The sequence below is a fragment of the Microbacterium sp. zg-Y625 genome, from assembly GCF_030246925.1.
Classification (GTDB): Bacteria; Actinomycetota; Actinomycetes; order Actinomycetales; family Microbacteriaceae; genus Microbacterium; species Microbacterium jiangjiandongii.
On record NZ_CP126740.1, the window covers coordinates 921,248 to 936,305 of the forward strand.

The window sequence follows — 15,058 nt, forward strand, 5'->3', positions numbered from 1 at the left end:
AGTCAGGCCGCGGCGGGCGCGGGCTCGTCCGCGAGGGTGCGGATGAGGCGGGCGGGCACACCGCCGTAGACGGCGCGGCCGGGCAGATCCCGTGTGACGACGGCGCCCGCGGCGACGACCACATCGTCGCCGATGGTGACCCCGGGGAGCACCGTGACGTTCGCGCCGAGCCAGCACCGGTCGCCGATGGTGACCGGTGCGCTGTCGCGATCCTTGGACACCCCGTCCGGGCCCACCCCGTGGAAGCTCGTGATGATCGTGACGAACATCGCCAGCTGGCAGTCCTCGCCGATGCGGATGGGCGCGACGGCCTCGAAGTAGCATCCGACGTTGACGAACGTGCCGGTGCCGATGCGGATGTCACGGCCTCCCGTGAACGTGCAGCGTGACGAGAGGTTGGGGGTCTGCACGTCGAAGCCTCGAGCGCGGAGGATGCCGTAGCGCACCGCCCGCGGGCAGAGCACCGAGCCTGCGACGCTGTTGGTCACGAACGATCGCCACCCCCACGACGCGTCCTCCGCGAGACTGCGCGCCAGCATCGCGACGCGGCCGCCGACACGGCCGCTCACGGGACCAGCGTCTCGGTCTCGTCGGCCGGTGTGTAGGCCATCCAGTCGATGAGCATCTTGTTGACCTCCGGCGTCGTGGCATCCGGGTCGCCTGGCCAGTTGCCTCCGACGGCGAGGCTGAACAGCACGTGCGTGGGCTCGTCGAACACCCAGCGCCCCGTGAGCGGGATGTCCCACTCCTCGACGTCCCACACGACCTGGCCGTCGATCGCCATGATGATGCGGCCGGGCTGCTTCTCGACGGTGTAGACGTGGTAGTCATCGGCGAGCGGCGCCGGCATGTCGACGCCGTGGTTCACCGACCAGTGCTCGGTCCACCCGATCGGCCCGTGCAGGTGGTGTCGGCTGCGGGAGGTGTCGTTGGGGGTCTCGATGATGTCGACTTCGCCGGCATTGGGCCATCCGACGCGGTCGATGCCGTCTCCGAGCAGCCAGAAGGCCGGGAGCAGTCCCTGCCCCTCGGGCAGCTTCACGCGCGCGGAGAGCTGGCCGAAGCTGAACGACCATTTGTTGTGGCTCGTGATCCGTGCCGAGGTGGGGGTCGAGCCATCCGAGGGGATCGTCGCGGTGATGACGAGGTTGCCTTCGCCATCGAGCGCCACGGCGTCCTCGGTGTACTCCTGCAGCTCGTTGTTCCCCCAGCCGCCGCCGCCGGTCTGGATGCTCCAGAACGCGGGGTTCGGCTTGGACCCGGCGGGCCCGTCGAAGTCGTCGAAGAGGGGCTCGTCGTCGCCGTAGCGCGGTGCGAGGAAGGAGAAGCCGGTGAACCACCAGACACCCGTGATGACGAGGACGATCACGAGGATGCCGGCGGGGATGCCGAGGGTGAGCCAGCGGCGCCGGCGCCGGGGCCGGCGCGGGGTCGGGGCCTCGGTGGGGGGAGGGGCGGTGATGGTCAAGGCAGTAGTCCCTTCGGGTCGCGGCACAGCAGCTCGCAGGCGGCGGCGATGGTCGAGCGGTCGTACAGGGAGGCGTCGAAGCTCATGGAGACGTTGAGGCGGCGCTGGAGTACGGCGGTGAGCGCGGTGATGCCGTTGCGGCCGGCGGGGTCCACCGACACGCGCACGGTCCCCTCGCCTGCCCACGGCAGCGGCTCGAGGGCACGGAGGAAGCCCATGTCGCTCACGATCGGTTTGGCGGCGGCGGGCGCGCTCGCCGCGGGCGGGCGCCGCCACCCGCGGGTGAGCAGCCCGGCGGTCAGCGCCGCAAGCGGGCGACCGGTGTGCAGGTCGCGGCTGAAGCCGGCGCCGGCGGCATCCAGCCCGGCCGCGGTGTCGATGGGGTGGCCCACGACGAAATTCGCCAGCGTCGAGCGCCCCGACGGCAGGTAGCGGCGCAGGTCGACGAGGATCGAGCCCTCGTCCATCACGGGCAAGCCGACGCGCCGCAGCGCCTCGCGCAGCGCGAACATCATCGCGAGGGTGGGGGGCACGCGTCCCCGGCTCCAGGCGGCGATGGATCGGTAGGTGTCGGGGCCCATGATGCCGGTGACGAGGTCGAGCGAGCCGCGTTCGGCCGGGACCGTGTCTCCGGTGTAGGCCGGGCGCGGGGTGCGTCGCTCGGCGAGCCGGTCCCGTACGACGTCGACCGCGCGCCCGGGGTGATGCAGGAACGTGGCGTTCAGCGCGGCGGGCAGCGGGTCGGCGTCGCGGGCCGAGGCGAAGACGCCGGGCGCGCCGCGGCCCGAGAGGATGCCGGCGGTCAGCATGACACCGAGGAACCCGTCGCCGAGCCTGTGGTCGATGCACAGCGAGGCGCGGTCGTCCCCGAGGAAGACCATGAACGGGAGGTCGGGGGTGATCGCCTCGCGCAGGCGCGGCAGCCCGGCGTCGCCCGCGTACGCCGCAGGCAGTTGCCGCACCATGCGCTCGGCCTGCCCGTCGAGGGCCTCGGGGTCGTACCGCCACCGGGCGCCGTCGAACGTGCGGCCGGCGCGGGCGGCGGCGCCCATGCCGATGAGGGTGCGCACGGCATCCACGACCGCCGCCCGCTCGGGGACGACGAGCGGGGAGAGCTCGACGCTGATGTAGACGCCCGCCGACAGCCGGTCACGGCCCAGCACGCGCCCCGACGCCGCACCGCGCGCCGCAACCAGCCCGGGTCCGCGGACCTCGGCGCCGGTCTCCTCGTCGCGTGCGATGACCATGGTTCAGACCATCGCCGTCGCTGTCGGCAGATCCGGGGCGAAGCTGAGCGGGAGGTCGAGGTCTTCCAGCCAGGTGCCGGCGTAGCTGGTGAGCTTGCCGTTGGCGTTGTCGATAGCGATGACCCTGCGCCCCATCTGCAGCCCCACGAGCATCGCGTGCAGGCGATCGGTGACGATGGTCTCGCCGGGCGACAGCAGCGCGACGCCGGTGGCCAGGCGCGTGGCGGCATCCGCGAACCACCGCTCGGTCGTGCGGTTCATACGGCGCGTGACGGCCCCCTCGAAGAAGGTGCGGCGCAGGCGCTGCGCGAGGCGGTCGGTGAACGTCATCGCCGGCCAGTCGACCGCCGTCGCCCCGACGCCCGCCGGAAGGGCGCTCTCGTCGTCGCGGCGCAGCAGGTAGACGCTCTCCCGGGTGGGAGCGGCCGCCTCCAGGCGGCCGAGCATGTGCACGCTGTCGGGCGCCAGCGTCACATCATCGACGAGGTCGCGCACGGCCGCGAGCGATGCGGTGTCGCGCACGGCCAGGCGCAGCCCGGGGCGCACCGCCATGCGCCGGGCGAACTCGGCGCGGTCGGCCTCGGAGGCGAAGTGCACCGACTGGGGCTCCTGGATGAGCAGCGTCTCGGGGCGCAGCCGCTCGGCCAGGCGGTAGCGGTGCTCGCTGTGCTGCGGGTAGAGCCCGCCGAAGTTGCCGCCGCCCTGGATGGCGACGGGCGTCGGCGAGTCGTACACCGCGGGGGAGATCGTGCCCCACGAATACGTGGCCTCCACGCGGATGCCGGCGCGGCGCCAGAACTCCGCCTGACCCAGCGCGATGACCGAGTCGCCGATGTTCTCGTAATCGGGGAAATCGGTGAGCACGAGCGAATCGACGCCGTCGTGCAGCGCCGTCAGCGCCGCGAACGAGCGCCGCTGCATCTCGTCGATGAATCCCGACCCCGACGGGCGAGGGTCGTGGGTGTTCTCGATGGGCATGGTCACGGGGAGTCCTCCAGGGTGCGGCCGGCACGGAAAGGAGCGGGCAGTGCCGCCCTCACCCGGGCACGCGTGGCCTTGTCGAAAGCGAAGAAGTAGTAGACGGTGAGCGCGGCGACCGCCCAGAGTGCGATGAGGGCGGCTGCGAGCGGCAACGGCGGATCGAGCAGGCTCGCCCCGTACAGCAGCGCCGCGAGCGGCGCGACGGTGGCGAACGGCATCACGAGGCATCGGATCGCGAAATCGCGCAGCGACAGGTCGAGGCGGCGCAGCGTGATCGCGATGTAGAACGGCTCCAGCACGACGATCGGCAGGGCGAGCCCCAGCGCGATGCCGGCGAGGCCCAGGGTGTTCCCGAGCGCGAGCGCGAGGAGGGTGCCGGTGACGGCCCAGATCGTGTGCAGCACGGCGAAGCCCCGCAGCGACCCCTGTGCGGTGAGGATGGGCACGGCCAGCAGATGGTTGTTGTTGGCGAACATCGACAGCACGAGGATCTGCGCCACGATCGCGGCGCCCGGGCCGGCCTCGCCGAGCCAGACCTGCATGATCTGCGGCATGAAGATGACCACCGGCACGAGCACGAGCGTCATCAGCATGTTCGCCAGGCCCGTGCCGCGCAGGTACAGGTGTCCGATCGGGGCGCCCTCGGCGCCGCCATGGCGCATGGATGCCGTCGGCAGGAGGGCGACGGCGAGCGAGCCGGTCACCTCCTTCACGAGCAGGTAGATCCGTTGCCCGGCGGCATACATCGCGGTGAAGGCGATCGGCAGCAGCAGCGCCGTGAGGATGCCGCCCACCTGCATGACCACGACGCCCGCGATTCCCAGCACCATCAGCTGCGAGGAGACGCGGAACAGCTCCCGGAACACGTCCCAGCGGAAGTCGGAGACGCGCGCGGTGATGCGCGGCGCGCAGCGGCGGCGCAGCACGTAGGTGGCGATGCCGAAGCCCAGGATGCCGAGCACGTCGACGACCGCGACGGCGACGATGCCGAGATCCAGCACGCACACGATCACCGTGAAGACGACGCGGAACGATGCGAGTGCGATCAGCAGGTAGTTCACGATGTGAAGGCGTCCGATGCCGGCGAGGATCTGGCGGTTGGCCGAGAACACCAGCAGCAGGAAGACGTTGCCGACCCCGAGGATCGCCAGCGCCCAGGCGGTGGACTGCAGGCTCTCGCTGAAGTCGGCATTGGGGATCGTCACGGCGAAGGCGATGGCGGTGGCGGATGCCAGCACGAACGCCGCGCCGAAGTAGAACACGTTGCTGGCCGAGGCGACCCGCCGCATGCGCGCCACGTCGTCCGAGGGCACCGCGACCCCGATGAACCGGGTGGTCGCGTCGCCGATGCCGAGATCCTGCTGGAACAGCGCGCCGAGCGCGACGGTCAGCATGTAGAGGCCGTACGACTCCGCGCCGAAGGCGCCCAGCACGAGGGGCAGCAGTGCGACGTACGCGATCATCGACGACATGCGCGCCAGGTACGTCGTGATCACCGCGCCCGTGATGCCGCCGTTCGCGCCCGCCGTCGCGCGGCGCTGGCGCGGCGGTGTCCCGGTGGAGGCCGGCATGCTCAGCCCAGCCTCCTCGCGCCGAGGTCGAGGCGGTAGACCAGCGTCTCGTCGGACTCGTGCACCAGCTCCCAGCGCGGATCGTCCTCGAGGATGCCCTCGAACCGGTCGAGGGCGCCGTCGGGCAGCGTGCCGTAGTAGGCGCTGTAGTCCCGCATCTGCTGGGTGATCACCACGAGCGCCGGGCGCTGTTCCCACACGAGGCTGTCGGTGAGTCGGGTGACGCGGCGCGGGTCGGCGAACTGCTCCGTCTCCCAGCCCGGCCAGGAGGTCAGCCACATGTCGATGCCGGAGTCGAACAGCGCGTCGGCCGCCACGAAGTCGACGTACTCCGCGACGAGGCGTCCGGGGGCGCCGGGCGCGACGCCGATCGTGAGGGTGGAGGGATCCTCGTTGCGCAGCACCTCGGTGGTCAGGCGCACCGACTCGGGCGTGACGAGGTTGGCGAACCAGCCGCCGTAGTAGGCCTGCATCGAGGTGAGCGAGGCGATCACGGTGAGGCCCGCGACACCCACCTGGGCCCCGCGGCGCGCGCGGTCGAGCTCCCCGCGCAGCATGCGGGTGATGCCGGGCGCGAGGATCAGCATGCAGCCGGGGATGGAGTAGAGGAACACCCGGAACATCGCCTCGCCGCCGTAGCCCTGGCCGACCAGGATCAGGGCGGGCGAGAACGCGACGATGGCGGGAACGAGGGTGTCACGCCACGGGCTGCGACGCCGCAGGAGCCGGACGACCGTGACGAGCCCCGCGGACACCCAGACCAGAAGCGTCACGCCACGGGCTGCCCAGGAGTTCGTGAGCTGCCCGATGCTGGGGTTTCCGAGCGTCTCGTTGCGTGCGGAGGGAGTGAGGATATTGCTGAGGAAGTCGAAGTTCAGCAGCCGCCCGAACTGGCTGAGCACGTTCATGTGCAGCACCATGTAGCCGATCGCGATCACCGCGAACACGATGACGATGTACCGGGGGCGCACGCGCCCCAGCAGTGTCAGCAGGAGCACCGCCGCCAGCAGCCAGTACGGCGTGAGCTGGTGGGTGACGACGATCGCCGCGTAGATCGGCACCGCCACCCAGGCCGCCGCCTTCGTCGTGACCGAGGCCAGGATGAGCGCGACCACGACGATGCCGAGGGCGAAGGCGATCGCCTGCGGGGAGAAGTAGTCCTGGGCGACCCAGTTCACCGCGTGGGCGCAGAAGGCGGCGACGAGCGCGGTGGCGGGGTTCAGCCCGTAGGTGCGTGCCAGGAAGAAGATCGCGGCGGCCACGGCCAGCTGCGAGCCCACCGCGAACCACTGCGCGATGTCGATCGTCTCGGACCCCGTGACGGTGTTCAGCCACGCGATGAACGAGAAGGCTCCGGGCCAGTTGTGGTAGATGTCCACGTCCACATCGACCGTGCCGTAGCGCTGGATGTAGTCGATGGGACCGAAGTGCTTGTACGTCCACGAGTACAGCGGAGCGTCGGTGGAGATCGCGGTGGGCAGGCGCGTCATGAGGATGGTCGTCACCAGCGCCACCCCTGCGGTGCGGGTCGCCCGCAGCGCGATCGCCAGGCAGAACGCGATGACCGCGAGCGCGATCGAGACAGGGAACAGCGGACTCGCCGCGGCGAGGAGTCCGAACAGGTGCCACGGGGCGTCGCGCAGCGACGGGATCGCGATGAGCCAGGCGACGACGGCGAGGCCGAGGGTGATGGTCGGCAGCAGCCAGGGTCGGGAGGCACGTGCCGGCACGGGGCGGGCGGGGGAGCGGTCGGTGCGGGGTGCGGTGATGGTCATGCGGTCCTCCTCGCACCGAACGAGACGATGGCGCCGAGGCACGTGGCCCCGGCCAGGGCGAACAGCCACAGCACGGGGTTCCACCACTGCGCGTAGACGATGCCGGTGGTCAGCAGCAGCAGGGCCGAGATGCCGATGGCGGGGATGACGAGCGGGGCGAAGTGGGGCGGCAGCACCACCCACGCGCGGACGAGGGCGCCGGGGCCGATCAGGATGAACAGCGCCACGAAGGCGAGAGACAGGGCGGGGGGCAGCGGCAGCAGACCGAGCAGCCCGCACACCCCGCCGATGCCCGCCAGCGACGCCCAGCATCGCCGCTCCATCACGGGGCCGCGCGAGGCCGGCCCGGCGAGTGTGCCGGCTTCGCGCTGGGCGCGCCGCTCCGCGAAGTAGCTCGCCGGTCCGCCGAGGACGCTCGCCAGTTCGGTGCGCCCCACGCGCTTGGCCTCGGCGGAGAGCGTCGACGAGGTCGCTGCGTCGTCCACCGTCGACATGGGCTTGTTCACGAGGCGCGCCACGGCGCGCGGCGCCCGCCCCAGGGCGGCGCCGAGCATGCGCGGGTCGAGCAGGACGGTGGTCGCCCAGGCGCCGAACCCACGCCCGTAGCCGATCGCCTGCGCCGTGAGGGCGTCGAGGTCGGCGCGATGGCGATGCCACACGAGGGCGGCGGGCTCGACGACGATCGCCTGACCGTCGTAGAGCAGCCGCAGGAACATGTCGAGGTCCTCGCCGCCCTTCGTGCGCGTGCCGACGCCGAGCGCGGTGTCGAACCCGCCGAGGGCGAGCATGCCGTCGCGGCGCACCGCGAAGTTCGCACCGGTGCCGAACTCGCCCACGCAGAACGGGAACATCGGCAGGTCCGCCGGCGGATCGCTCAAGCGGAACTCGCGGGCGGTGGTGAGCTTGGACCAGCTGACGCGGGCATCGAAGTACGCCTGCACCTCGTTGCGCAGTTCGCCCGTGGGCACCACACCGCTGACGCAGCCGACGTCGCCGGCGCGCGAGAAGCCGGCGGCGATCGCCCACAGCCACTGCGAGTCCACGGCCACGTCGTCGTCGGTGAACGCCACGATCTGCCCGGCGGCGGCGCGCAGGCCGGCGTTCCGGGCGTGCGAGAGCCCTGCGGCATCCTCGCGGACATACCGGAACTCGGGGAACTCCGCCGCGAGCAGGTCGCGGGTCTCGGAGGTGGCGGGCGCGTTGTCGACCACGACCACTTCGTACGCGGGGTACTCGATGGCACGGATCGCCTCCAGCGCGTCCCGCAGCAGCCCGGCGCGGTCGCGGGTGCACACCACGACGGTCATGGGGAGGGGGGAGGTGCGCGGTGCCGGAGGGACCTCAGGCAGCGCCGCCACGGCGACGCGCAGGGCCTGCGCGTCGAGCGCGCCGGCCGTCAGCGGGAGCGTCACATACCCGCGTACAGCGCCGCGCTCGCGCACCAGCAGTCGGGCGCGGTCGAACAGCTCGCCCTCGGCGAGGGTGATCGTGTCGACGTGATCGGCGAGATCCGTCGCCTCGAGCAGGCCCACCCATATCGCAGCGGCGCGGTCCACATCGCCGTGCAATGGCATGGCGGGGATCAAGGTCAGTGTCGTCATGCGGCAACACCTTTCGGTTCGAGGGCGTGCGCGGGCGCGAGGTCACGCACACGGCGGAGTCCGACCGCGCCCACGGCCGCGAGGGCGCACGCGCCGCAGACCATGGCCAGCGCTGCGCCTAGGGCCCCGTGGGAGGGGACGAGCAGCAGCACGACGGTGAACAGGATGCAGACGTAGAGCAGGTTGCTCCACAGCACCGGCCGCACCCGGTGCCGCGCGCGGGCGAGCGCGGACCAGATGTCGTAGCCGGGACGAATGAGGCTCGCCAGCGCGAGCGCGCCGACGACGGCCATGCCGTACAGCGGCGGGTAGCCCTTGCCGGCGATGAGGAAGAGCAGCGGCGTGGCGACGGTCGCGCACGCGCCCAGGGCACCCACCGCGAAGAACACGGAACGCGTGTACGACCGGGCGAGCACGGCGCTCGGGTCGAAGTCGGCCGCGGCGCTCTTGGCCAGCGCCGTCGCGACGCTGACGCCGACGAGGTCCAGCGCGACGCTGAACTGATAGGCGATGGCGAACACCGCGCCTTCCTCGGGCGAGGCGAGGGCCGTGACGACGAACGACAGCGACAGCCCTGCGCAGAGCACAACGCCGACGGCGAGGGCGTTCTGCGCGGTGAAGAGGGCGAAGGCGCGGGCGATCCCGGCGTCCCAGGTCTGCGCGCTCGGCCGCCGTGCCTGCTCCCGTCGCAGGGCGCGCGGCACCAGCACGAGTGCGCCGACGGCGACGGCACAGACGGCGGGGGCGATCGTCGCCGTCACGAGCGGATGCACCGTGCCGGCCGCACCGAAGGCCAGAACCGCCAGCAGAGCGAGCTTCAGCAGGTTCGCGGAGCCGTTGAGCAGCAGCGTGCTGCGGGCGTCGGCGGCTCCCGCCAGCGCCTGGGTCTGCACGTTGAACAGCGCCCACACCACGGTGCAGAGGGTGACCACGGCCACCGTGACGACGACCGGCGGATCGGGTCGCAGCACCGCGGCCACGAGCACCCCGGCCACGAGTCCGGTTCCCGCACTGAGCGCCGTCGTCACGGCGTAGGCGCGACCCAGCAGCGACCACGCCGCCCGGCCGCCCAGCGGGAGCATGACGACCAGCGCGCTTCCCGGGCCGTTGGATGCCAGCGCGGCCGCGGCCATGATGACCGCGAGCGCCGAGGCCTCGAGGCCCAGCTGAGCCTGCGGTATCCACAGCGCCGCAAGCATCCAGAAGACGAACCCGGACAGCGAGGTGACGGCGTACCCCGCTGCCAGCCAGAGCGAGTCGCGCGTGATGCGCCGGCCCACCGCGGCGCCGGCGCCGGGGACGTCGGCGTGCCGGCGTCCGATGCCCGTCACGCCAGCGTCCGCCCTGTCAGCGAGCGGCGAGGGCTGCCGGCGCGCACGGGGGCGATGCTGCCGCGCAGGAAGCCCGCGCCGGCGAGCAGCAGGGAGAGCAGGATCGCCGTGGCGGCGGGTGCGCCCTGCGGGCCGCGGCGCAGCTCCCGCCAGAGGGCCGCGGGGAGCACGCGTGAGGCGTAGGCGGACTCGGCCGACAGCGCATCCTGGCGCCCGACGGTGCGCGCGATCCCCGCTTTGGAGATCCCCTCGCACCAGCTGCGATGGGCGACGTACGCCATGCGCGTCCGGTCTGGGCTGACATGGTGGCGAACGCGCGCCGACGGCTCGTACCGCACGGTGTGGGTCGGATCGAGCTGGCGCAGCTTGATGCACACCTCGGTCTCTTCGCAGCCGATGGGAAGCTTGCCCACGCGGCCGGTGTCGGTGTTGAAGCCGCCGACGGCCAGGAGCGGGTCGCGGCGGAAGGCCATCGAGCAGCCCATGACGTTGCGCACAGGGCCGGGGCGTGTGGGGAGTCCGCGATAGCTGCATCCGACGATCCAGAGCAGTTCCTCGGGGAGCACGGCGGGGGCGTCGCCCGGCCACAGCGGCACGGCGCTGCCGCCCACCGCGACGACCGACGGCGCGATGAATCCGTCGACCAGCGTTCGCAGCCATCCGGGCTCGGCCACCGCGTCGTCGTCGAGGAAGGCGACGATCTCGCCGTCTGCCACCTGCAGGGCGGTGTTCCGCGCGCCGGACAGTCCCTGCTTGCCGGTGTTGGCCAGCACGCGCGCCTCGGGCCACCGGGCCTGTGCGCGGCGCAGCAGCTCGTCGTTGTGATCGATGACGAGGATCGTCTCGTCGCCGACGCCCTGGTCCGAAACCGAGGTCATGGCCAGCGTCAGCTGATCCCAACGGTCGAGCGTGTACGCGCAGATCACGACACTGACCGACATCACCGGCCGATCGACTCCGCGCGCTCGGCGGGCGCCGGGGCGGCCGGTGTCGCCGTGAACCCGGCCGGGCCGACCGCGCGCTTGCGGCCCCAGCGCTTCATGCGCTCGTCGAGCACGGTGCGCAGCACCCGCAGCCCGTCGGTGACGGCGTTGAGATTGCTCTCGCCGTGGATGCGGGGAAGCTCCACGCTCGGGACCTCGACCACGTGCAGACGGTTCTCGGCCATGCGGCAGGTCAGCAGCGTCTCGATCTCGAACCCGTCGCCCCAGACCATCTGGCCCTCGGCGCCGGGGATGTGCGCGGCGGGCAGCTCGAGGGACGGGAGGATCCGGCGCCAGAAGGCGTTGTAGCCGTAGCAGAGGTCGGAGTGGCGGGTGCCGAGCAGGATGTTGGTCAGCAGGTTGAGGCCCCGGTTGCCGAGGTTGCGATGGAACGTGATGTCCTCGCTCGCGCCGCCGGCCATGTAGCGGCTGCCCTTGCTGACGTCGGCGCCCTGCACGAGCGCGTCGACGAAGCGCGGGATCTCATCGGGGTCGGCGGAGCCATCGGCGTCGAACATGACGATGATGTCGCCGGTCGCGTGCTCGAAACCGCACACCAGCGCGTTGCCCTTGCCCTTGCGGGTCTGGGTGATGACCTCGACACCGGGTCGGACACGGCGGGCCACCTCAGCGGTGCCGTCGACGGAGTGACCGTCGACCACGATGATCTCGTGCACGTCGGGGAGCAGGGGAAGCACGATCTCGAGGTTCTTGGCCTCGTTGCGGGCGGGGACGATGATCGATATGCGCGGCGTGGTGGGCAGGGGGATGGTCACAGGGAGTCACCTTTTCGTCGAGGGGCGCGATGGGTTTCCGTTGGTCGGCGATGCCACGAGATCGGGCGGGGCGCATGCATGGCAGCGCGCCCTCGCACCCAGGGGGTCGTGTCCTCTTGTGGAGGCCCCGGCGGGGGAACCTGATGCTCCGATATCGATGGTCCGAGCGTTCCGGCCGGGTGTTACATCCCTGTGAACGCTACCGACGAGCCCCGTTACCAAATGGCCGAAACGTGTCCCCTCTTCGGAGGACATCGGCGGAATTCCGCGGTTTTTCGTCCCCCGAATGGGGGACAGTGGGGCCAGCTCGGCGCGTCACGTCCCCCATTCGGTGGACAAACAGGAATTGCAGTCCACAATGGTTCTCAGCGGCTGTCTGGGAGGACAGGGGACCCCGGATGACCGAGACCGGGGGAGTCCCGTCGGCCGAGGGAGGGACGAGACATGAGGAAGACCCCGAAGCGGACCGAACCGCAGTCGGACATGTGCGCGTGCGGGCACGTTCGCGAGGCGCACGAGCACTACCGTCCGGGGACGGAATGCTCGCTGTGCGATGTGCGCGCCTGCTCCGCCTTCACGGCCGTCACCGTCACCGAGTACACGCGCACACGCTGAGCCGAGGCCGTGGCGCCACGCCGGGGCCGCGGCATCCGTAGACTGACTCCTCGTGGTCACCCGTCTGTCGCACTTCTTCCTCCGTACCCTCCGTGAAGACCCCGCCGATGCGGAGGTCACGAGCCACCGGCTGCTCGTCCGCGCCGGCTACATCCGCCGCCAGGCGCCGGGCGTGTTCGCCTGGTTGCCGCTGGGGCTGCGGGTAAAGGGCAAGATCGAGCAGATCGTGCGCGAGGAGATGGCCGCCGCCGGCGCCTACGAGGTGCACTTCCCGGCGCTGCTGCCGCGCGAGCCCTACGAGGCCACCGGCCGCTGGGAGGAGTACGGCGACGCCCTCTTCCGCCTGCAGGACCGCAAGGGCGCCGACTATCTGCTCGCGCCGACGCACGAAGAGGTCTTCACGCTGCTCGTGAAGGACCTGTACTCGTCGTACAAGGACCTGCCGCTGTCGATCTACCAGATCCAGGACAAGTACCGCGATGAGGCGCGTCCCCGCGCGGGCCTGCTGCGCGGCCGCGAGTTCACGATGAAGGACGCCTACTCGTTCGACTACACCGACGCGGGGCTCGACGCCTCGTACGAGGCGCAGCGTGACGCGTACGAGCGCATCTTCCAGCGTCTGGGCCTGGAGTACGTCATCGTGCAGGCGGATGCCGGTGCCATGGGCGGATCGCGCTCCGAGGAGTTCCTGCACCCCACCCCGGTCGGGGAGGACACGTTCGTCCGCTCCGCCGGCGGCTACGCCGCCAACGTCGAGGCGTTCACCACCGTCGTCCCCGACCCGGTTCCGTTCGACGGACTCCCGGCCCCGGTGATCTTCGACTCCCCGAACACCCCGACCATCGACACGCTCGTGGCGCACTGCAACGCGCACCTCGACGGCGAGTACACCGCGGCCGACACGCTGAAGAACGTCGTGCTCGCGCTCACGCACCTCGACGGCACGCGCGAGCTGGTCGTCGTGGGGCTCCCGGGCGACCGCGACATCGACGACAAGCGCGTCGAGGTGGCCTTCGCCCCCGCCGCAGTGGAGCCGGCGACCGAAGCCGACTTCGCCGCGCACCCGCTGCTGGTGAAGGGCTACATCGGCCCGTGGTCCGAGAAGGGACCGATCCTCGGCGAGGAGTCGGCCACCGGCATCCGCTATTTCCTGGACCCCCGCGTGGTCGACGGCACGTCGTGGATCACCGGCGCCAACATCGACCAGAAGCACGTCGCCCGCCTCGTCGCGGGGCGCGACTTCACCGCCGACGGGTTCGTCGAGGTCGCCACCGTGCGTGCCGGCGACCCCGCCCCCGACGGCTCGGGGCCCGTGGAGCTCGCGCGCGGCATGGAGATCGGCCACGTCTTCCAGCTCGGCCGCAAGTACGCCGAGGCGCTGGGACTCAAGGTGCTCGACGAGAACGGCAAGCTCGTCACCGTCACCATGGGGTCCTACGGCATCGGCATCACCCGCATCCTCGCGATCATCGCCGAGCTCAACAACGACGACAAGGGCCTCATCTGGCCGGCCTCGGTCGCCCCGTTCGACGTGCACGTCGTGGCCACCGGCCGGGATGCCGCGGCGTTCGAGCTCGCCGAGAAGCTGTCGACCGACCTCGAGCAGGCCGGCTTCGACGTGCTCTACGACGACCGTCCCAAGGTCTCGCCGGGCGTGAAGTTCGGCGACGCCGAACTCGTCGGCGTGCCGCAGATCGTCATCGTCGGCCGCGGCGCCGCCGACGGCCAGGTGGAGCTGTGGGATCGCCGCACCGGCGAGCGCGAGGTCGTCGCGGCGGCCGACGCGGTCGCGCGCCTGCGGGCCTAGGAGCCGCGGCCGGCGCCGCCGCCGGGTCAGAGGGTGGCGTAGCGGGCGCGGAACAGGCAGAACGCGCCGTACGCGACGAAGCCCGCGCCCACGACGGCGACGAGCGCGGGGCCGAACATCATCCCGAGCAGGACCTGGAGTGCGCCGTCGAGTCCTCCCGCGGTCGACGGGTCGATCGTGAGGGCTGACGCCAGCAGCAGGATGCCGACGATCAGCAGTGCGATCCCCTTGGCGACGAACCCGACGACACCCAGCGCGACGACGGCGTGTCCGAGCGGCGTATCGGGGATGTCCAGCTTGCTGTGGAAGCTGCGCATCACACCCATGACGACGAACGAGATGCCGCCGACGGCGACCCCCAGCCCGACCAGGGTGAGCAGGATCGACCCGCCCGCGATGGTGAGCACTCCTTCGCTGGCTCGCTCCGCCGCCTCTTCGGCGTTCGGCCGGGCACCGAGCGCGACGGCTGCGGCGAGGAAGCCGATGGCCGAGAAGGCCGCCGCCTGACCCCACTCCGACGCCCGCACGCCCCACTTCTTCGCGGCGCCCTTGACATCGCCCTCCGGGGCGCGGGCGAGCACGCCCTCGGCCAGATGCCACGTGCCGAGCGCCCACAGAGCCACAGCGAGCACCCACAGCGCAGCGAATCCGAGCGGTGCCTCCGCGATGGCCTTCAGGGCGCCCGTCTGGTCGCTCTCGCCGGTGCCGCCGAACGCCACGACGAGCGCGATCGACCCGATGAGGCCGTGGACGACGCCGTTCGCGGCGTATCCGGCCCTCGCCCCGAAACGGGCCGCCGGGTGGTGGGCGACGTCGCGGGCGACCTGTCGGGTGGCAGGCGGAGAGGCGGCATCGGGCACCGCCACAGCCTAGGGGTGCAGGGTTCACGGAGGCGACCGCGGG

The 15,058-nt window shown here is 71.6% G+C and carries 13 protein-coding genes; 2 read left to right on the forward strand and 11 right to left on the reverse strand.

Annotated features, from left to right (window positions below; genetic code table 11):
* Nucleotides 1–2 precede the first annotated feature (2 nt).
* The 10 genes from QNO14_RS04070 to QNO14_RS04115 are packed head-to-tail and all read right to left on the reverse strand — an operon-like array spanning nucleotide 3 to nucleotide 11,733.
* Complete coding sequence (locus tag QNO14_RS04070) at nucleotides 3–569, reverse strand: acyltransferase (protein ID WP_285184468.1); 567 nt, start codon at nucleotides 567–569, stop codon at nucleotides 3–5.
* Nucleotides 566–1,468: a glycoside hydrolase family 16 protein gene (locus QNO14_RS04075; protein ID WP_257506812.1), complete on the reverse strand. Its 903-nt coding sequence runs from the start codon at nucleotides 1,466–1,468 to the stop codon at nucleotides 566–568. The genes QNO14_RS04070 and QNO14_RS04075 overlap by 4 nt, the downstream gene beginning before the upstream one ends.
* Complete coding sequence (locus QNO14_RS04080) at nucleotides 1,465–2,715, reverse strand: hypothetical protein (RefSeq protein WP_257506813.1); 1,251 nt, start codon at nucleotides 2,713–2,715, stop codon at nucleotides 1,465–1,467. The genes QNO14_RS04075 and QNO14_RS04080 overlap by 4 nt, the downstream gene beginning before the upstream one ends.
* Nucleotides 2,716–2,718: 3 nt before the next feature.
* Complete coding sequence (locus QNO14_RS04085; protein ID WP_257506837.1) at nucleotides 2,719–3,693, reverse strand: polysaccharide pyruvyl transferase family protein; 975 nt, start codon at nucleotides 3,691–3,693, stop codon at nucleotides 2,719–2,721.
* A gap of 2 nt (nucleotides 3,694–3,695) precedes the next feature.
* Entirely contained in the window at nucleotides 3,696–5,267 is a 1,572-nt protein-coding gene (locus tag QNO14_RS04090) for an MATE family efflux transporter (RefSeq protein ID WP_257506814.1), read from the reverse strand.
* A 2-nt stretch (nucleotides 5,268–5,269) separates the two neighbouring features.
* Nucleotides 5,270–7,042 carry a hypothetical protein gene (locus QNO14_RS04095; RefSeq protein ID WP_257506815.1) on the reverse strand — a complete coding sequence of 591 codons (1,773 nt, stop codon included), beginning with the start codon at nucleotides 7,040–7,042 and terminating at the stop codon, nucleotides 5,270–5,272.
* Nucleotides 7,039–8,643 carry a glycosyltransferase family 2 protein gene (locus tag QNO14_RS04100; protein ID WP_257506816.1) on the reverse strand — a complete coding sequence of 535 codons (1,605 nt, stop codon included), beginning with the start codon at nucleotides 8,641–8,643 and terminating at the stop codon, nucleotides 7,039–7,041. The genes QNO14_RS04095 and QNO14_RS04100 overlap by 4 nt, the downstream gene beginning before the upstream one ends.
* Complete coding sequence (locus tag QNO14_RS04105; RefSeq protein ID WP_257495007.1) at nucleotides 8,640–9,974, reverse strand: lipopolysaccharide biosynthesis protein; 1,335 nt, start codon at nucleotides 9,972–9,974, stop codon at nucleotides 8,640–8,642. Before QNO14_RS04105 ends, QNO14_RS04100 begins: the two co-directional genes overlap by 4 nt.
* Entirely contained in the window at nucleotides 9,971–10,915 is a 945-nt protein-coding gene (locus QNO14_RS04110) for a glycosyltransferase family 2 protein (RefSeq protein ID WP_257506817.1), read from the reverse strand. Before QNO14_RS04110 ends, QNO14_RS04105 begins: the two co-directional genes overlap by 4 nt.
* Nucleotides 10,915–11,733 carry a glycosyltransferase family 2 protein gene (locus QNO14_RS04115; protein ID WP_257495005.1) on the reverse strand — a complete coding sequence of 273 codons (819 nt, stop codon included), beginning with the start codon at nucleotides 11,731–11,733 and terminating at the stop codon, nucleotides 10,915–10,917. Before QNO14_RS04115 ends, QNO14_RS04110 begins: the two co-directional genes overlap by 1 nt.
* Nucleotides 11,734–12,177: 444 nt before the next feature.
* Between QNO14_RS04115 and QNO14_RS04120 the strand changes: the two genes are divergently transcribed.
* On the forward strand, nucleotides 12,178–12,348 hold the full coding sequence (locus QNO14_RS04120; RefSeq protein ID WP_257495004.1) for a hypothetical protein: 171 nt from the start codon (nucleotides 12,178–12,180) through the stop codon (nucleotides 12,346–12,348).
* 52 nt (nucleotides 12,349–12,400) lie between these two features.
* Complete coding sequence (locus QNO14_RS04125; RefSeq protein ID WP_257506818.1) at nucleotides 12,401–14,155, forward strand: proline--tRNA ligase; 1,755 nt, start codon at nucleotides 12,401–12,403, stop codon at nucleotides 14,153–14,155.
* 26 nt (nucleotides 14,156–14,181) lie between these two features.
* On the opposite strand, the gene QNO14_RS04130 is transcribed toward QNO14_RS04125, so the two are convergent.
* Entirely contained in the window at nucleotides 14,182–15,015 is an 834-nt protein-coding gene (locus QNO14_RS04130; RefSeq protein WP_257495002.1) for a DUF1206 domain-containing protein, read from the reverse strand.
* Nucleotides 15,016–15,058 lie beyond the last annotated feature (43 nt).